Raw genomic sequence first — 17,720 nt, 5'->3', positions numbered from 1 at the left:
CCGGTCTCTGGGTGGCGGCCGGGGTTCAGATCCACCCGGCAGTCACACAGCGACCGCAACGCCCGGCCCGTAAGGAGCACCCTCGCCGTGGCAACCTGAATAGCTTACCCGAGCCCCTTCAGCGGGGCCTACGGGGGCGGTGGGGGACAGCGTCCCCCACACGAATGACTGACGTTTAAATCAGGACAGACCACCGAAAAGCGTGGTCACGGAGCCGTCGTCGAAGACCTCGCGGATCGCCCGGGCGAGGAGCGGGGCGATGGAAAGCTGCGTGATCTTCTCGACCTTGCGGTCCGGCGGCAGCGGCAACGTGTTCGTCACCACAACCTCGCTGATCTTGCTGGCGTCCAGCCGCGAGCAGGCCGGGTCGGACAGCACCGGGTGGGTCGCGGCGACCACGACCTCGGCCGCGCCCTCGTTGAAGAGGATGTCGGCCGCCGACACGATGGTGCCGCCGGTGTCGATCATGTCGTCGACGATCAGGCAGACCCGGCCCTCGACCTCGCCGACCACGCGGTTGGCCACGACCTCGTTGGGCTTCATCGGGTCGCGGGTCTTGTGGATGAAGGCGAGCGGGCAGCCGCCGAGCCGGTCGGTCCAGCGCTCGGCCACCCGCACCCGGCCGGAGTCCGGGGCGACGACCGTGATCGGGCGGCCGGCGTACTTGGCCTCGATGTGGTCGGCCAGCGTGTTCATCGCGAACAGGTGGTCCACCGGGCCGTCGAAGAAGCCCTGGATCTGCGCGGTGTGCAGGTCCACGGTCAAAATCCGGTTGGCGCCCGCGGTCTTGAGCAGGTCGGCGATCAGCCGGGCCGAGATCGGCTCGCGGCCGCGGTGCTTCTTGTCCTGCCGCGCGTACGGGTAGAACGGCAGCACGACGGTCGTCCGCTTGGCCGAACCGCGCTTGAGCGCGTCCACCATGATCAGGGTTTCCATCAGCCAGTCGTTGATCGGCGAGACCATCGACTGGACGACGAACGCGTCGGAACCGCGGACCGATTCGCGGTACCGGATGAAAATTTCACCGCTGGCGAAGTCGTAGGCGTCCATCGGGGTCGGGTCGACCCCCAGCACGGCGCCGATCTCCTCGGCCAGCGCGGGAAACCCCCGGCCGGAGAAGAGCATGAGGTTCTTGCGGTTCTCCGAACTGATGCTGGCCATTGGGGTCGCCCGCTCCCGATCTCGTGGTTGCGCTCATTGTTCGTCGGGGCGACCCGTTTCAGCCACCTCACCGGCCCCCACGTGGTCTTCTTCACGTGCCCGGGCCTTCTGGGCCGCCTCGGCCGCCGCCGTGCCCGCCCGCCGGCGCTCCACCCAGCCCTCGACATTGCGCTGCTGACCTCGGGAGACACCGAGCGCGCCGGCCGGGACGTCCTTGATGATCACGCTGCCGGCGGCGGTGTAGGCACCGTCACCGACCGTCACGGGCGCCACGAACATGTTGTCGGCGCCGGTGCGGGCGTGCGCGCCGATGACCGAGCGGTGCTTGTTGACCCCGTCGTAGTTGACGAAGACCGAGGCCGCCCCGATGTTGGTGTGCTCGCCGATGGTGGCGTCGCCCACGTAGGACAGGTGCGGGACCTTGGCCCCCTCGCCCAGGCTGGCCGCCTTGGTCTCGACGAACGTGCCGACCTTCGCCTTGCGCCCGAGCTCGGTGCCAGGGCGCAGGTAGGCGAACGGCCCGACCGACGCCTGGGGCCCGACGTGGGCGCCGACGGCGTGCGTGCGCACGACCGAGGCCCCGGCGTCCACCACGGTGTCGATCAGCGAGCTGTCCGGGCCGACCACGGCGCCCTCGCCGATGCTGGTCGCGCCGCGCAGGTGGGTGTTGGGCTCGACCAGCGCGTCGCGCTCGAGCGTCACCGTCACGTCGATCCAGGTGGTGGCCGGGTCGACGATGGCCACCCCGGCGCGCATCCACTCGACGTTGATCCGGTCGCGCATGAGCGCCCGCAGCCCGGCCAGCTCGGCGCGGTCGTTGGCGCCCAGGGTCTCGGTCGCGTCCGGGGCGCGGTGCGCCACGATCGGGGCACCGGCCGCGGCCAGCAGCGCGATGACGTCGGTGAGGTACTCCTCGCCCTGGTCGTTGTCCGTGGAGAGCTTGCCGAGCATCTCCCGCAGCGCGCTCGCCTCGAAGACGTACGCCCCCGAGTTGATCTCCCGGATCGCCCGCTGCTCCGGCGTGGCGTCGCGCTCCTCCACGATCGCGGCGAACTCCCCGCCCCGGTTGCGCACGATGCGCCCGAGGCCGGTGGGGTTGTCCACCTCGGCGGTCAGCACGGTGGCCGCGGCCTTGGTGTTCTCGTGCGTGTGCACGAGCGCGGCCAGGGTGTCGGCGCGCAGCAGCGGGATGTCGCCGTTGAGCACGACCACGGTGCCGGTCAGCTCGGGGGCGGCGTCCAGCGCGATCCGCACGGCGTGGCCGGTGCCGCGGCGCTCCTCCTGGGTGACCGGCCGGGCCTCCGGCGCCACCTGGGCGAGGTGCTCGCGGACCTGCTCGCCGCCGTGGCCCACCACGACCGTGACGGTGCCGCTGTCCAGGAAGGGCTCGGCCGCGGCCAGCACGTGCCCGAGCAGCGTCCGCCCGAGCAGGGGGTGCAGGACTTTCGGGATCGCGGACTTCATCCGCTTGCCTTCGCCGGCGGCCAGGATGATCACGTTTCTCACGGAGCGCTCCTCGACGGTGTCGGTGCGCCTCATCGTAGTCAGGTGGCTGGGGTGCCTGGATTCGAACCAGGACTGCAAGGCTCCAAAGGCCTGCGGGCTGCCGTTACCCCACACCCCACCGCCGTTGCCCGTGAGCCTAACTTGCGCGTCGATCCCTTTTGCCCCAGGGGCGCCCGGTCCGGCGCGGCATGAAGTTCAGCCGTTCGTGTCGGGCGCCGGGCCGACGAAGATCACAATGGAGCTCCCGAGCGCCACCTTGACACAGGCTCCATATGGCCAACCTACGCCTCCGTAAGTTACGGTGACGTAGGCGTAGGCCAATCTGCGACGAGTCCCCTTGAGAGGTGCCATGTCCGTATCGGTCCTTGATCCCACGTCCACCGAAGGCCCCGGAAACGGGCCGAAGCCGCTCACCGAGGGCAAGCAGCAGCTGGGCATCGTCATCGCGCTGTGGGCCTTCGTGGTCCTGCCGTTCCTCGCGCTGCTGGCCGCCGTGCCGTTCGCCTGGGGCTGGGGTCTGAGCTGGCTCGACGTCGCGATCGGCGCCGTGTTCTACGTCATCGGGGGACTGGGCATCGGGACCGGTTTCCACCGGTACCTCACCCACGGATCGTTCAAGGCCAACCGCGGGCTGCGCATCGCGCTGACGATCGCCGGCAGCACCGCGATCGAGGGCGAGCCGACCCAGTGGGTCGCCGACCACCGCCGCCACCACGCGTTCTCCGACCGCGAGGGCGACCCGCACTCCCCGTGGCGCTTCGGCGAGAGCTTCGGCGGCCTGGTCAAGGGCCTCTTCTACGCCCACGTGGGCTGGCTGTTCTTCCGCGAGCTGTCCAACCGCGAGCGCTTCGCCCCCGACCTGATGGCCGACAAGGACATGCAGCGCATCGACAAGTTCTTCCCGCTCATCGTCACCCTCTCGGCGACCCTGCCCGCGATCATCGGCGGCCTGGTCACCTGGTCGTGGCAGGGCGCGCTGTCGGCGTTCTTCTGGGCCGGCCTGATCCGCATCGGCCTGCTGCACCACGTCACCTGGTCGATCAACTCGATCTGCCACGTCTACGGCGAGCGGCCCTTCGAGACCCGCGACGGCGACAAGGCCAGCAACTTCTGGCCGCTGGCGATCCTGTCCTTCGGCGAGAGCTGGCACAACCTGCACCACGCCGACCCGACCTGCGCCCGCCACGGCGTGGACAAGGGCCAGATCGACATCAACGCGCGACTCATCTGGATCTTCGAGAAGCTGGGCTGGGCGACCAACGTCCGCTGGCCCAAGCGCGACCGGCTGGACGCCAAGCGGGTGGCTGCTGGCACGATGCAGGGGTGACCGAGCGCCCGGAGGACCTCGACCAGCCGCGGCCACCCGTGCCGCCGCCCGCCCCGCCGCCCCTCGCCCCCGCCAAGGGCCGGGTCCGGATGTCCTCCACCCAGCGCCGTGAGCAGCTGATCTCGATCGGCCGGGCGCTGTTCGCCGAGCGCGGCTTCGACGCCACCTCCATCGAGGAGGTGGCGTCGCGGGCGAAGGTCTCCAAACCCGTCGTGTACGAGCACTTCGGCGGCAAGGAGGGCCTGTACGCGGTGGTCGTGGACCGCGAGGTCCGCTCGCTGCTCGACCGGATCACCAACGCGCTCACCGCGGGTCACCCGCACGAGCTGCTCGAGCAGGCCGCGCTGGCCCTGCTGGACTACATCGAGCACGAGACCGACGGCTTCCGGGTCCTGGTCCGCGAGTCCCCCGTGATGTCCCCGACCGGCAACTTCATGAGCGTCCTCAACGACGTGGCCCACCAGGCCGAGCACATCCTCGGCGCGGAGTTCAAGCGGCGCGGGTTCGACCCCAAGCTCGCCGAGCTCTACTCCCAGGCCCTGGTCGGCATGGTGGCGCTCACCGGCCGCTGGTGGCTGGAGGTGCGCAAGCCGAAGAAGGAAGTGGTGGCCGCGCACCTGGTCAACCTGGCCTGGAACGGACTGTCCAACATGGAGGGCAAGCCCGGCCTGGTCACCCGCCAGGCGAAATGAAGAACGGGCTCAGATAGGCCACGGCGTGCCCGGCCGACCGATAGCCCGGCAGGTCCGCGGCCCGCGGGTCGGCCGGGCGGGCCGGATCGGTCACCCGCAGCACGACCCACTCCCCCTCCTCCAGCGGCGCGCGGAACGTGAGCGTCCCGGCCGCCACCGCGAAGTCGAACTCGGCCACCACGGCCGGCACCGGTTCGCCCCGCTGCAGCACCTGCAGGCGCAGCGGATGCCCCAGCCATTCGGCCGGCGCCGCAAAGTCCAGTTCAAGAACCGAAACGCCGCTCTGGTACCGCACGTGCCCACCCATGGCCGCCCCGTTCAGCCGCGCGTCGACCCGCAGGCCGCGCTCGCGGGTCGCGAACATCCGCCGCCGCAGCATCGCCGTCCGCACGCCCTCCCGGGTGCGGCTGGGCGCCCAGAGCCCGGTGCGGCCGAGCCCCTCGTGGAACCCCCAGCCCTCGCGGTGCTCGTCGGTCACCCCGGCCAGCCCGACCCGCCAGCCCGCGTCGAGGCAGGCCACCAGCGGGGACACCGCCCCGCCGACGCCCTCGAACAGGTAGTCCTCGTCGCGGTTGAACATCTCCAGGGAGACGAGCCGTTCGGCGAGGCGGTGGTCGTACCGGAAAAGCCCGAAGCGGCCGGGTTCACGTCCCGGGTGGTTGAAGCCGACGAGTTCGTCGCCCGCGGCGAGCCACTCGTGGAAGGCGGGCATCGCCGCGCCGGTGACCAGCGGCTCGACCCAGCGGTCGCCGCCCCAGACGTTCATGTGGCCGAGCGTGATGCTGGACCACTCGAAGCCGCGCAGCGCCACGAAGGCGCCGGGCTCGTCGGCGGCGTCGGCCAGCTTGCCCAGCCGGCGCCAGCCCTCGTCGTCGATGGTCTTGCCGGGCTCGACCGGGCCGTACGCGTGGTCGGTCAGGGCCGCGACGTCCAGGCCGGCCGCCCGCATCGAGGCGAACGCGTCCTCGGGCCGGCCGAGGCCGTCGGAGAACCGCGTGTGGTTGTGCAGGTCCGCGTGCAGCAGCAGCTCGCCCCGGCCGGTCGGCCCGCCCTCACCGGCGGTGATGAGCAGCGCGTCCGTCATGCCCCCAGCCCAGCACCGCTGGGGCACGGGGGCATGTGATCGGCGCGAACTGCGGGAATCGACCCGGGAAAGGCTGTGATCAGGCGGCCACGCGGGCGCTGTGCCGGTGGGCCTCCTCGGCCGAGGCCGCGTTGGCCGAGCCGACGCGGTCGTAGAGGCTCGCGACGCCCATGATGCCGCCCAGGATGAACGTGACGATCACGTTGACCATGGAGAAGGCGAAGATGTTCGCCTCGGTCTGCATCAGGGCCAGCGACGCCATCCCGACGATGGTCAGGACCACGCCGGCCAGCTGGTTGATCTGGTGGGCGAGGTTGCGCCCGATGATGTTGGCGCCGAGGACGACCACGCCCGCGACGATGGAGAGCAGGGAGAACGCCGGGTTCGTCCGCAGCCCGAGGACCCACTCGGCCTCGTCACGGGTGAAGAAGTCGGCGCCGGAGGTTGCGATGAAGCCCGCCACGCCGAAGACCAGCATGTAGAGGCCCGCCAGTGCGCTGAGCACCCGGTACAGCGGGCGAAGCGGGTGGTTGATCGGGAAGTGTGCGGCCATGGGCCAATCCTAAGATGACCTCACCCGGCGAGCTCGGCCAGGGCGAGCCATTGCTCCTCGAAATCGGCTTTTTCCTGCTGTACCGCGCGCAACTGGGCGTCCAGCTCGGTGATCTTCGAGTAGTCGGTGGCGTGCTCGGCCAGCTGGGCGTGCAGCTGGGCCTCCTTCTGCGTCAGCTTGTCGATGCTGCGCTCGACCTTGGCCAGCTCCTTCTTCGCCGCCTTCTGGTCCTTCTCGCTCGCCCGCAGATCCTGCGCCCGGTCGGCGGCGGCCGGCTGGGCCTTCGTCTCCCGGAAGCCGGTCGAGTCGGTGACGTGGGCCAGGTACTCGTCGACGCCGCCCGGCAGGTGCCGCAGCCGGCCGTCGCCGTGCATGCCGTAGACCACGTCGGCCACCCGCTCGACCAGGTACCGGTCGTGGCTGGCCACGATCAGCGTGCCCGGCCAGGTGTCGAGCAGGTCCTCCAGCGCGGCGAGGGTGTCGATGTCCAGGTCGTTGGTCGGCTCGTCGAGCAGCAGCACGTTGGGCTCGGTGGCCAGCAGCCGCAGCAGCTGCAGCCGGCGCCGCTCGCCGCCGGACAGGTCGCCGACCGGGGTCCAGACCCGGGCCCCGGTGAAGCCGAAGACCTCGGCCAGCTGGCCCGCGGTGAGCTCCCGGTCGCCCAGCTTGACCCGCTTGGCGACCTCCTCGACCGCCTCCAGCAGCCGCAGGTCGTTGGGCAGCTCGTGCAGCTCCTGGGACAGGAACGCCGGGCGGACCGTGGTGCCGCGCAGGACCTGGCCGCCGTCGGGCTCGCGCAGCCCGGCCAGCACCCGCAGCAGCGTGGTCTTGCCCGCGCCGTTGGCCCCGAGCACGGCGATGCGGTCGCCGGGGCCGACGATCCAGTCGGTCGGGTCGAGCAGGGTCCGCTCCCCCGCGCGCAGTTGCAGACCCCGCAGCTCGTACACCTGCTTGCCCAGCCGGGTCACCGCGAGGCGCTGCAGGGAGACGGAGTCGCGGGCGGCCGGGACGTCGGCGATGAGCGCGTTGGCCGCGTCGATGCGGAACTTGGGCTTGCTGGTGCGGGCCGGCGGGCCGCGGCGCAGCCAGGCGATCTCCTTGCGCAGCAGGTTCTGCCGGCGGGCCTCGGTCTCGGCGGCCACCCGCTCCCGCTCGGCCCGGGCCAGGGTCCAGGCCGCGTAGCCGCCCTCGTAGGCGCGCACGGTCGCGTCGGCGACCTCCCACGTGGCCGTGCAGACCGCGTCGAGGAACCAGCGGTCGTGGGTGACGACGATGAGCGCGCCGCGGCGCTGCAGCAGGTGCCGGGCCAGCCAGGCGATGCCGGCCACGTCGAGGTGGTTGGTGGGCTCGTCGAGGATCAGCAGGTCGGCCGGGCGCACCAGCAGCGCGGCCAGGGCGACCCGGCGCCGCTCGCCGCCGGACATCGGCCCGACGGGCGCGTCCAGGCCCAGGTGCGGCATGCCCAGCCCGTTGAGCACGGTGCGCACCCCGGCGTCGCCGGCCCACTCGTGCTCGGCCGCGAACCCGGCCGGCAGCCAGGCGGTGCCGATGATCACGTCCCGGACGGTGGCCGCCGGGGGCAGGTCCAGGGTCTGCGGCAGGGCGGCCACGCGCAGGTCGCGGCGGTGGGTGACCCGGCCCTCGTCGGGCTCCTCGGCCTTGGTGAGCATCCGCAGCAGGGTCGTCTTGCCGGCCCCGTTGAGCCCGACGATGCCGATCCGGTCGCTGTCGTCGATGCCGAGGGAGACCTCGTCGAAGATGCGCCCGGCCGGGTACGTCTTGGAAACCTTGTCGAGACTGACGATGTTGGCCATCTACTACGCTTTTCCTACGCTCTCAGAGCACTCGGGCGCCGGCGGTCGTTCCCGGCCGGACTGATGACGCTCGCCATCACAGGACTCGGGCGCCGGGGACGGGGCCGACGGCGGTCTTCACGGCCCGGCAGCACTTGCGGCCCTCGAGGTCGGCCGCGAGCAGGGCCGCGTGCCGGGCGTCCTCGGCCAGGAACACGCAGGTCGGGCCGGAGCCGGAGACCAGGCCGGCCAGCGCCCCGGCGTCCAGCCCGGCGTCGAGCACCGCGCGCAGCTCCGGGCGCAGGTGCAGGGCGGCCGCCTGCAGGTCGTTGGCGAGCCGGTCGGCCAGCACCTCCGGGTCGCGCTGGCGGAGCGCGGCGAGCAGGTCGTCCGGCGGTCCGGCGCTGCTGTGGCCGCCGAGTTCGTCGAACGTGCGGTACACCGTCGGCGTGGAAAGCCCCTCGTCGGCCACCGCGAGGACCCAGTGCCACGCGTGGCCGCCGGTGAGCACGGGGCTGACCAGCTCGCCCCGCCCGGTGCCCAGCGCGGTCCCGCCGAGCACCAGGAACGGGATGTCCGAGCCGAGGGTGGCGGCGATGGCGGCCAGGTCGTCGCGGGACATGCCGGTGCCCCACAGGTGGTCGCAGGCCACGAGCGCGGCGGCCGCGTCGGCGCTGCCGCCGGCCAGCCCGGCCGCGATCGGGATCTGCTTCTTGAGGTGCAGCCGGGCGTGCGCGTCGTGGCCGGTCTCCGCGGCCAGCGCCCGCACGGCCCGCATGACGAGGTTGTCCTCACCCAGCGAGAGCTCGCCGGTGCCCTCGCCCTCCATGGTCAGCGTCAGCGTGTCGCCGCGGCGCGCGGTCACCTCGTCGTACAGCCCGATCGCGTGGTACACCGTGGTCAGCTCGTGGAAGCCGTCCGGGCGCACCGGCCCGACGTGCAGATGGAGGTTGATCTTCGCGGGCACGCGAACCCGGACCGGTCCGTGCGCGGCCAGGCGCGGCCGGTCGAACTCCTCGTCCTCGGAGAAGAGCGGCTCGGTCACTGCTGCACCCTACCCGTGCTCCTCCTCGGTCCGGCGTTGGCTCGCGATCCGCGTGAAGTCCTCCACCGTGAGCTGCTCGCCCCGCAGGCCGGGGTCGACCCCGGCGGCCCGCAGGATGCGCTCGGCCTCGGACGCGCCACCGGCCCAGGAGGCCAGCGCGCCCCGCAGCATCTTGCGGCGCTGGGCGAACGCGGCGTCGATGACCGCGAAGGTGGCGAGCCGATCCCCCTCCGGGGCACCGCGTGTCGCAAATCCGACAAGTCCGGACTCGACGTTCGGCACCGGCCAGAACACCGAGGCGGGGACGCGGCCGGCCTGCTTGGCGGTCGCGTACCAGGCCAGCTTCACGCTCGGCACGCCGTAGACCCGCGATCCCGGGCCCGCGGTCAGCCGGTCGGCGACCTCCTTCTGCACCATCACCAGGCCGCGCCGCAGCGACGGCACGGTGGCCAGCAGGTGCAGCACGACCGGAACGGCGACGTTGTACGGCAGGTTGGCCACCAGCGCCGTCGGCTTCACGTCGCCCAGGTCCACCCGCAGCGCGTCCCCGGCCACGACGGTCAGCCGGCCGGCCTGCTCGGGCACGAACTGCGCCGCGGTCTCCGGCAGCGCGGCGGCCAGCGGCGGGTCGATCTCCACCGCGCACACCGCGAGCTCGCGCTCCAGCAGCGCCAGGGTCAGCGAGCCCAGCCCCGGCCCGACCTCCAGCACCAGGTCGTCCGGGGTGAGCTCGGCCGCGCGCACGATCCGGCGCACGGTGTTGGGGTCGTGCACGAAGTTCTGCCCGAGCTGTTTGGTGGGGCGGATGCCGAGCCTCGCCGCCAGCTGCCGGACGTCGTTGGGTCCGAGGAGGGTCACGTCCAGCTGCCGAACGCTCGTTCGCCGTTGGCGGAGATGGCCGCGCACAGCGCGTCGAGGTCGTGCCCGCCGACCTCGGCCAGGGCCCGCACCGTCAGCGGGATGAGATACGAGGCGTTGGGGCGGCCGCGGTACGGCGCCGGCGTGAGAAACGGCGCGTCGGTCTCCACCAGGAGGCCGTCCAGCGGGGTGATCGCCGCCGCCCGGCGCAGGTGGTCGGCGTTGCCGAAGGTCACCGTGCCGGCGAAGCTGAGCAGGAAGCCGCGGTCGAGGCACTCCTTGGCGAAGTGCTCGTCGCCGGAGAAGCAGTGCATGACCACCTGGTCGGGCGCGCCCTCCTCGTCGATCACGGCCAGGATGTCGTCGTGCGCGTCGCGGTCGTGGATGACCAGCGCCTTGCCGTGCCGCTTGGCGATCGCGATGTGCGCCCGGAAGCTCTCGTGCTGGGCCTTGCGGCCCTCCTCGCCGGTGCGGAAGTAGTCCAGCCCGGTCTCGCCGATGCCCCGCACCCGCGGGTGGGCGGCGAGCCGCTCGATCTCGCGCAGCGCGGCGTCCAGGTCGGCCTGGCGGGGCGCGTCGTTGGGGTGCAGGGCCACGGTGGCGAGCACCGCCGGGTGCCGCTCGGCCGCCTCGACGCCCCACCGGGACGACTCCACATCCACGCCGACCTGCACCAATCGGTCCACGCCGGCCTCGGTCGAACGGGCGATCGCGTCTTCGATCGTTACCGGCCCGCCCTGGCCGTCACCCTCCAGGGTGATGTCGATGTGCGTATGGCTGTCGGGCACCCGGACGGCCAGCGGTTCGGGGGCCGGTGGGAATGCTCCCTGGCGGCTGTGTTTTCTCGCACTCATCGGCGTCAAGCATGCCATCCTCGATGTGCAGTTAACATTCCGTTCACCTGGGGAAAACCACCCCTCCGTAGCGTCCCCCGAGTGACGGTAATCGGACACGCCGAAGGGTCCGCGACCCACAGCGTGACCATCGACGGGGTCAGCTATCCGGCGGAGGAGATCGCTCAGGGCGCGGCGTACGAGGTGTACGCGACGCACCCCGCCCCCGGATTCCTGCCCAACCCGCGGCCGGGCGCGAAGTGGCCGTACCGGCGCTTCGTGCACGCCACCGAGGTGACCTCCGCCCTCGACGGGCTGGAGGACGAGCCGCTGCTGATGCCCGTCACCCGCGCCCTGGACTGGGCGACCATCCACCGGCTGAGCCAGACCCCGGCGGCCGCCTCCGCGCTCGCCCCGATCCGCCGCACCGCGGTCGTGCGCCGCGGCACCCGGATGATCAAGTTCCTGTCCGGGCGGCAGCTGCAGGGCTACCTCAAGGGCTGGCCGATCAGCGGCTTCTGCTACCGCGCGTTCGACGTCGCCCACCTGCGCACGCCCGACGACCTCGCGATCCTGTCCGGCGACAACTCCGGCAACGTGGTCTTCGCGGTCCGCTGGCGCGCCGTGGACGCCTTCGACTACGACGTGCCCCTGGCCTCGAACTACGCCGGCCTGGTGAGCATGCCCCCGCACGACCGCCTCGGCCCGCCCGTGATCGGCACCGGCTTCGCGCCCAGCGGCAAGCACATCGTGCCCGAGTTCGTCACCGCCGACCTGGCCGAGCTGCCGGTTCCGGCCAACACCTCGCTGGTCGCCTACACCGGCGACGGCACCGAGGTCACGCTCTACACCTACCTGCCCGAGCAGCGGGCCTGGAGCCGGATGCACGGCCCGCAGTGGCGCCACCTGCTGCCCGACGCCTCCGACCAGGAGTACTTCCCGGTCAACCCGTCGATGACCCGCTACCTGGGCACCTACCGCGACAACATGTTCGAGGCGATCGTCGACCCGCCGGGCGAGTTCCGGGTGGCGGCGAAGACCCGGGCCGCGCGGTACCCCCTGGAGTCCCTGGCCCGCCGCATACCCCGGGCCACCTGGCGCGACGCGCGCTGCACGGTGATCCGCCAGGAGGGCGACTGGCTGCGGCTGCGGCTGTCCCGCCCGGACGGCGACCAGGTCGCCCGCCTCGGCGCGCACTGCGTGGAACGCGGCCTCTACGAGGCGTGGGCGCCGGCCAACGAGGTGACCGACGCCCACGAGAGCGACCACTGGTACCAGCTCTAGCTCAGCTCTGCAGTCGCGTGAGCTCTTCCTCGACGATCGACTCGTCCAGCTTCTTGAACACCGGGGTCGGCGCCTCCAGCTTGGTGCCGGCCTGGATCGCCACGTGCTCCCACTTGGTGCCGACGGTGTAGTCGCCCGTCAGCACCGGGTAGACCGTGCCGTTGTCGAGGTCCTCGACCTCGCGGATCTCCGGCATCGGCGCGTGCACCCCGGTGCCGCCGAGCAGCTCGTGGATGCGCTGGGCGGCGTGCGGCAGGAACGGCGTCAGCAGCGTGTTGCAGTCCTGGACGGCCTGCAGCGCCACGTGCAGGACGGTGCCCATGCGGGCCTTGTCCTCCTTGAGCTTCCACGGCGCCTGGTCCGAGAAGTACTTGTTGACCTCCCCGACGACCCGCATGGCCTCGGTGATCGCGGCCTTCTGCCGGTGCTTGCCGATCAGCTGCCCGACGGAGTCGAAGCCGGCCCGGACCGCGGCCAGCAGCGCCTCGTCGTCGGCGGTGAGCGCACCGGCCGCCGGGATCTCGCCGAAGTTCTTGGCCGCCATCGAGATCGAGCGGTTGACCAGGTTGCCCCAGCCGGCCACGAGCTCGTCGTTGTTGCGCCGGCGGAACTCCGACCAGGTGAAGTCGGTGTCGTTGGACTCCGGCCCGGCCACCGCGATGAAGTAGCGCAGCGCGTCGGCGTCGTAGCGCTCCAGGAAGTCCCGCACGTAGATGACCACGCGGCGGGAGGAGGAGAACTTCTTGCCCTCCATCGTGAGGTACTCCGAGGAGACCACCTCGGTCGGCAGGTTCAGCGCGCCGAGGGCCTGCGGCTTCGGGCCCGAGTAGCCCAGCAGGATCGACGGCCAGATCACCGAGTGGAAGACGATGTTGTCCTTGCCCATGAAGTAGTAGCCCTGGGCCTCGGGGTCCTGCCACCACTGCCGCCACGCCTCCGGGTCGCCGCTGCGGCGGGCCCACTCGATCGAGGCCGACAGGTAGCCGATCACCGCGTCGAACCAGACGTAGATGCGCTTGTCGCCGCGGTCCTTCCAGGCCTCCAGCGGGATCGGCACGCCCCACTCCAGGTCCCGGGTGATCGCCCGCGGCTGGAGGTCGTCGATGAGGTTCCGGGAGAACTTCAGCACGTTGGGCCGCCAGCCCTCGCGCGTGTCGAGCCAGGCGTTGAGCTGGTCGGCGAACGCGGGCAGGTCGAGGAAGAAGTGCTCGGTCTCGACGAACTCCGGGGTCTCCCCGTTGATCTTCGAGCGCGGGTTGATCAGCTGGTCCGGGTCCAGCTGGTTGCCGCAGTTGTCGCACTGGTCGCCGCGGGCGCTGTCGTACCCGCAGATCGGGCAGGTGCCCTCGATGTACCGGTCGGGCAGGGTACGCCCGGTCGACGGCGAGATCGCCCCGAGCGTCGTCTTGGCGATGATGTACCCGTTGTCGTACAGCCCCGAGAACAGCTCCTGGACGACGTCGTAGTGGTTGCCGGTGGTGGTGCGGGTGAAGAGGTCGTAGGACAGCCCGAGGCCGTGCAGGTCCTCGACGATGACGCGGTTGTACCGGTCCACCAGCTCGCGGGGGGTGACCCCCTCGGCGTCGGCCTGGACCTGGATCGGCGTGCCGTGCTCATCGGTGCCCGAGACCATCAGCACGTCGTGGCCGGCCATCCGCATGTAGCGGCTGAAGACGTCGGAGGGCACCCCGAATCCGGACACGTGACCGATGTGGCGCGGCCCGTTGGCGTAAGGCCAGGCGACCGCGGCGAGAACACGACTCATGACCTGCAAGCGTAGTGACCCGTCCCGTGGTTCCGCGAACAGGATAAGTTCTCCCGACACGCGGATAACGTCCGAAAAGTCGGCTATCGCCCGTTGTCCAATGAAAACGTGAGCGATGAGCCTGTTCGGCGGGGGTGGCGGGGCGAGGCTGCGGGGATTCCGCCGGCCCGCGTCCTGGTGCCGGCCGCCGCCGCTGTCCTGCCGATGAGCACCGAGTCTTCCACCGCCGCGGCTTCGGCGGCCGCGGACGCGCCGGACGCCGTTCCCACGCGCGGCGGCGTCGCGCGGGCGTCCGTCCCCGCTCCCGGCGCGCGGGGGGCCGCCGATGCCGAGGACTTCCCGCTGTGGCCGACCACCACGACCGTCGCCCTGCACGAGTCGGCGCACACGGAGGCGGACCTCGGCGCCGGCCTGGGCAGCGATCCGGAGGCGGTGACGGCCCACGCGGCCGGGCACGCCGCGGCTGTCGATCACCTGGAGGGCCGGGCCGAGGTGTGGCCGCCGCCGGCGATGCGGGCCATGCGCCAGCCGCGCGACGACCGCCGCAGCGCGCCGCAGCGCCGGGTCCGCCAGCGCCGCGTCCGCCCGGCCCGCGGCCCGGCCGCCGGCCTGAGCGCGATGCTGCTCATCGCCCTGCTGGCCGGCTTCTTCGCCTGGACCAGCGCCGAGCCGTTCTGGCTGGACATGGGCCACGGCGAGCGCGGCACGGCCCGGATCACCTCCTGCAAGGGCACCGGCGTCCTGCGCCGCTGCCTGGCCGAGTTCACCCGCCCGGGTCTGGTCGAGCCGGTCCAGGGCACCCGCCTGGTCGGCCTGGACGAGCCCGCGGGCGCGTCGGTGGCGGCCGAAATGGTGCCGGGCGGGCGGATCGCGTACGCCGGCAACCCGACCGGCCTGCGGGTCCGCTGGGCGGCCGGGCTGGGCCTGATCGTGCTGTGCGGCATCGTGCTGGCCTGGCTGACCGGGGCCTGGCGCTTCGCCCGCCTCCGCGACCGCCTCACCGCCTGGACCCTGACCGCAGCCGCACCCCTCGTCCTCGGCGCCGCCATCGTCCTGGCGGCCTACTGACGACCCGGCGGGGCACGCCGACGCGCGATGACCGCCACGACGCCGCCATCGTCCTGGCGGCGTACTGACCGACCCGGGGGGCACGCCGACGCGCGATGACCTCGCCACGACGCCGCGGCGCGTCCGGTTCGTCGGCGCCGATGTTGTGGCGGCGGCCGGCCGGGTTCGTCGGGGGGTACCAGAGAGGGGCTACTTGTGGGCGATGACGGCCGCATAGACGTCGCGTTTGGCCAGGGAGTGGCGCTTGGCCACCTCCAGGGTCGCCTCCTTGCGGTCGGCGCCCGCGGCGACCAGGGCGGCCACCTCCGCCGCCAGCGCCTCGTCGGAGGGGCGTTCGGCCGCGGCCGGGGGTGCGCCCGCGACCACGAGGGTGATCTCGCCCCGGGCGGTCTCGGCCTCGGCGGCCAGGGAGGCCAGGGTGCCCCGGCGGATCTCCTCGTAGGTCTTGGTCAGCTCCCGGCACAGCGCGGCCGGGCGGTCCTCGCCGAAGGCCAGCGCGAGGTCGGCCAGGGTGTCGGCGACCCGGTGCGGCGACTCGAAGAAGACCAGCGTGCGCGGCTCGGCGGCGAGCGAGGCGAAGTACGAGCGGCGCTCTCCGGGCTTGCGGGGCGGGAACCCCTCGAAGCAGAACCGGTCGCACGGCAGCCCCGACACGGCCAGGGCGGTCACCACGGCGCTGGGGCCGGGGGCGGCGGTCACCGGCACGCCGAGCGCGATCGCCGCGCGTACCAGCCGGAAGCCGGGGTCGGAGACGCTGGGCATGCCGCCGTCGGTGACCACGGCGACCGTCCGGCCGGCGGCCAGCTCCTCGGCGAGGTCCGGGGTGCGGCGCTCCTCGTTGCCCTCGAAGTAGCTCACGAGCTTCCCGGTGATCTCGACGCCGAGATACTGGGCGAGGCGGCCCAGTCGCCGGGTGTCCTCGGCCGCGACGATGTCGGCGGTCGCGAGTGTTTCACGCAGGCGGGGGGACGCATCCTCGGGATTTCCCAGCGGCGCGCCGAGAAGAATCAATGGCACATGTGCGATGGTGCCATCCCGACCCCTACGATCGCCCAATGACCACGGGTGTGCTGACCCAAGCAAGCGAGCCGGAGAGCCCCGCCGCCGCCCCGGTGCGAGCGGTGCGCCAGGTGTCCGACGCCGTCCGCCGCCGGCTGGCCCCCGCGCCCCGCGGCGGCCTCAACTTCTGGCTGGTCGCGGCCCTGATCACGGGCATCGGGCTGGTCCTGCGCATGGTCAACCTCGCGCACCCCAAGGACGTCATCTTCGACGAGGTCTACTACGCCAACGAGGCGCAGGACCTGCTCCAGCGGGGTGTCGAGTGGAACCCCGAGGACAACACGCCGCAGTACGTGGTCCACCCGCCACTGGGCAAGTGGATGATCGGGATCGGCGAGCAGCTCTTCGGGTACAACTCCTTCGGTTGGCGCATTTCCGCCGTCACGGTCGGCGCCATCTCGATCCTGCTGATCGTGATCGCGGCCTACAAGCTGTTCCGCTCGACGATCCTCGCGGGCGCGGCCGGGCTGCTCATGTCGCTGGACGGCATGCACTTCGTGCTCTCGCGGGTCGCCCTGCTCGACATCTTCCTGATGTTCTGGATCGTGGTCGCGTTCTTCTTCCTGGTCCTCGACCGCGAGCAGCGCCGGGCCCGCTGGCTGAAACTCCTGGAGGGCGGGCTCGATCCCGACCAGCCGGGGGTGCGGCCGAAACTCGGCTTCCCCTGGTACCGCCTGCTGATGGCGATCTCCCTCGGCCTCGCCTGCGGGGTCAAGTGGAGCGGCGTCTACTACGTGGCGATCTTCGCGGTGGCCATGGTCCTGTTCGACATGAGCGCCCGCCGCAGCGCCGGCTTCAAGCACTGGATGCGCGAGGGCGCGCTGGCCGACGGCGCGCTGTGGTTCTTCGGCGTGTTCGTCATCGCCGTGGTCGTCTACATCAACTGCTGGTGGGGCTGGTTCCTCTCCGACGGCGGCTACTTCCGCCACTGGTACGCCGAGACCAACGGCCTCCCCCACGACCGGTTCATCGATCCGCTGGTGAATCTGTGGCACTACCACTCCGAGGCCTACGCGTTCCACACCGGGTTGAGCACGAAGCACCAGTACCAGAGCTGGCCTTGGCAGTGGCTCTTGCTGGGTCGCCCGGTGGCGTTCTATTGGGAGCAGTCCGGCCCGTGCGGCGCCCCGAGCTGCGCCTCGGAGATCCTGCTGCTGGGCACCCCGCTGCTGTGGTGGTCGTTCCTGCCGGCGCTGATCGCCCTGGGCTGGCTCGGCATCGCCCGCCGCGACGGCCGGGCCTGGCTGATCATGGCGAGCGCGCTGACCGGCATCCTGCCCTGGTTCAACGAGATGCCCGAGCACCGCACGATGTTCTACTTCTACTGCCTGCCGGCCGAGCCGTTCCTGGTGCTGGCGGTGGTGTACGTGCTCGGCTCGATCCTCGGCCCGTCGCGCAAGGCCCGGCCGGACAGCGACCAGCGGCTCATCGGGGCGATCATCGTCGGGGCGTACATGCTGCTCGTGGCCGCCTGCTTCGCCTATTTCTACCCAATTTACTCAGGAATGGACATTTCCTACACCGACTGGTTCTCCCGGATGTGGCTCGGATCGCGCTGGGTGTAGATCCCCCCGCCCAGTGGGTATCTGAAGAGTCGAGAAACCTGCCTTATATTATTTGCCGCACGGCAAGCAAAGGCTGGCGAAAGGCTCGCATGTCCGGCGTTGACTCCATCGACAAAGCGCTGCGTAC

The 17,720-nt window shown here is 71.7% G+C and carries 15 protein-coding genes and 1 tRNA gene; 5 read left to right on the top strand and 11 right to left on the bottom strand.

Features of this window, described 5'->3' with window-relative positions:
• Positions 1-180: 180 nt before the first annotated feature.
• The 3 genes from ACQPZ4_RS04270 to ACQPZ4_RS04260 form a co-directional block, all read right to left on the bottom strand.
• Positions 181-1,161, bottom strand: coding sequence for a ribose-phosphate diphosphokinase (locus tag ACQPZ4_RS04270; RefSeq protein WP_433056327.1), 981 nt, complete (start codon positions 1,159-1,161; stop codon positions 181-183).
• A gap of 33 nt (positions 1,162-1,194) precedes the next feature.
• Positions 1,195-2,700, bottom strand: a complete 1,506-nt coding sequence (gene glmU, locus ACQPZ4_RS04265; RefSeq protein ID WP_433056325.1) for a bifunctional UDP-N-acetylglucosamine diphosphorylase/glucosamine-1-phosphate N-acetyltransferase GlmU — start codon at positions 2,698-2,700, stop codon at positions 1,195-1,197.
• Positions 2,701-2,710: 10 nt separating this feature from the next.
• Positions 2,711-2,785, bottom strand: a tRNA-Gln gene (locus ACQPZ4_RS04260).
• Between the two features lie 231 nt (positions 2,786-3,016).
• Here ACQPZ4_RS04260 and ACQPZ4_RS04255 point away from each other — a divergent pair.
• Positions 3,017-3,994 carry an acyl-CoA desaturase gene (locus ACQPZ4_RS04255; RefSeq protein WP_433056323.1) on the top strand — a complete coding sequence of 326 codons (978 nt, stop codon included), beginning with the start codon at positions 3,017-3,019 and terminating at the stop codon, positions 3,992-3,994.
• A gap of 89 nt (positions 3,995-4,083) precedes the next feature.
• Positions 4,084-4,686 (top strand): TetR family transcriptional regulator, encoded by a 603-nt coding sequence (locus tag ACQPZ4_RS04250; protein ID WP_433066224.1) that lies wholly within the window; start codon positions 4,084-4,086, stop codon positions 4,684-4,686.
• Here ACQPZ4_RS04250 and ACQPZ4_RS04245 read toward each other — a convergent pair.
• The 6 genes from ACQPZ4_RS04245 to ACQPZ4_RS04220 form a co-directional block, all read right to left on the bottom strand.
• Complete coding sequence (locus tag ACQPZ4_RS04245; protein WP_433056321.1) at positions 4,667-5,770, bottom strand: CehA/McbA family metallohydrolase; 1,104 nt, start codon at positions 5,768-5,770, stop codon at positions 4,667-4,669. The genes ACQPZ4_RS04250 and ACQPZ4_RS04245 overlap by 20 nt on opposite strands.
• A 79-nt stretch (positions 5,771-5,849) precedes the next feature.
• Positions 5,850-6,323, bottom strand: a complete 474-nt coding sequence (locus ACQPZ4_RS04240) for a DUF4383 domain-containing protein (RefSeq protein ID WP_433056319.1) — start codon at positions 6,321-6,323, stop codon at positions 5,850-5,852.
• 20 nt (positions 6,324-6,343) lie between these two features.
• Entirely contained in the window at positions 6,344-8,137 is a 1,794-nt protein-coding gene (locus ACQPZ4_RS04235; protein ID WP_433056317.1) for an ABC-F family ATP-binding cassette domain-containing protein, read from the bottom strand.
• A gap of 76 nt (positions 8,138-8,213) precedes the next feature.
• Positions 8,214-9,161, bottom strand: a complete 948-nt coding sequence (locus ACQPZ4_RS04230; protein ID WP_433056315.1) for a 4-(cytidine 5'-diphospho)-2-C-methyl-D-erythritol kinase — start codon at positions 9,159-9,161, stop codon at positions 8,214-8,216.
• 9 nt (positions 9,162-9,170) lie between these two features.
• A complete protein-coding gene (gene rsmA, locus ACQPZ4_RS04225) occupies positions 9,171-10,019 on the bottom strand; it encodes a 16S rRNA (adenine(1518)-N(6)/adenine(1519)-N(6))-dimethyltransferase RsmA (RefSeq protein ID WP_433056313.1) in 849 nt (282 codons plus the stop codon).
• Complete coding sequence (locus tag ACQPZ4_RS04220) at positions 10,016-10,873, bottom strand: TatD family hydrolase (RefSeq protein WP_433056311.1); 858 nt, start codon at positions 10,871-10,873, stop codon at positions 10,016-10,018. Before ACQPZ4_RS04220 ends, rsmA begins: the two co-directional genes overlap by 4 nt.
• A gap of 81 nt (positions 10,874-10,954) precedes the next feature.
• On the opposite strand from ACQPZ4_RS04220, the gene ACQPZ4_RS04215 reads away from it, so the two are divergent.
• A complete protein-coding gene (locus tag ACQPZ4_RS04215; RefSeq protein WP_433056309.1) occupies positions 10,955-12,136 on the top strand; it encodes a hypothetical protein in 1,182 nt (393 codons plus the stop codon).
• Position 12,137: 1 nt separating this feature from the next.
• On the opposite strand, the gene metG is transcribed toward ACQPZ4_RS04215, so the two are convergent.
• Positions 12,138-13,901, bottom strand: coding sequence for a methionine--tRNA ligase (metG, locus tag ACQPZ4_RS04210; RefSeq protein WP_433056307.1), 1,764 nt, complete (start codon positions 13,899-13,901; stop codon positions 12,138-12,140).
• Positions 13,902-14,009: 108 nt separating this feature from the next.
• On the opposite strand from metG, the gene ACQPZ4_RS04205 reads away from it, so the two are divergent.
• Positions 14,010-14,969, top strand: a complete 960-nt coding sequence (locus ACQPZ4_RS04205) for a hypothetical protein (protein WP_433056305.1) — start codon at positions 14,010-14,012, stop codon at positions 14,967-14,969.
• A gap of 189 nt (positions 14,970-15,158) precedes the next feature.
• Here ACQPZ4_RS04205 and rsmI read toward each other — a convergent pair whose 3' ends face one another.
• On the bottom strand, positions 15,159-15,986 hold the full coding sequence (gene rsmI / locus ACQPZ4_RS04200; RefSeq protein ID WP_433056303.1) for a 16S rRNA (cytidine(1402)-2'-O)-methyltransferase: 828 nt from the start codon (positions 15,984-15,986) through the stop codon (positions 15,159-15,161).
• 38 nt (positions 15,987-16,024) lie between these two features.
• Between rsmI and ACQPZ4_RS04195 the strand changes: the two genes are divergently transcribed.
• Positions 16,025-17,593: a dolichyl-phosphate-mannose--protein mannosyltransferase gene (locus ACQPZ4_RS04195; protein ID WP_433056301.1), complete on the top strand. Its 1,569-nt coding sequence runs from the start codon at positions 16,025-16,027 to the stop codon at positions 17,591-17,593.
• Positions 17,594-17,720 lie beyond the last annotated feature (127 nt).

Source organism: Dactylosporangium sp. CS-033363 (assembly GCF_050942475.1).
GTDB lineage: Bacteria > Actinomycetota > Actinomycetes > Mycobacteriales > Micromonosporaceae > Dactylosporangium.
This window is presented reverse-complemented; position numbering and strand designations above follow the sequence as displayed.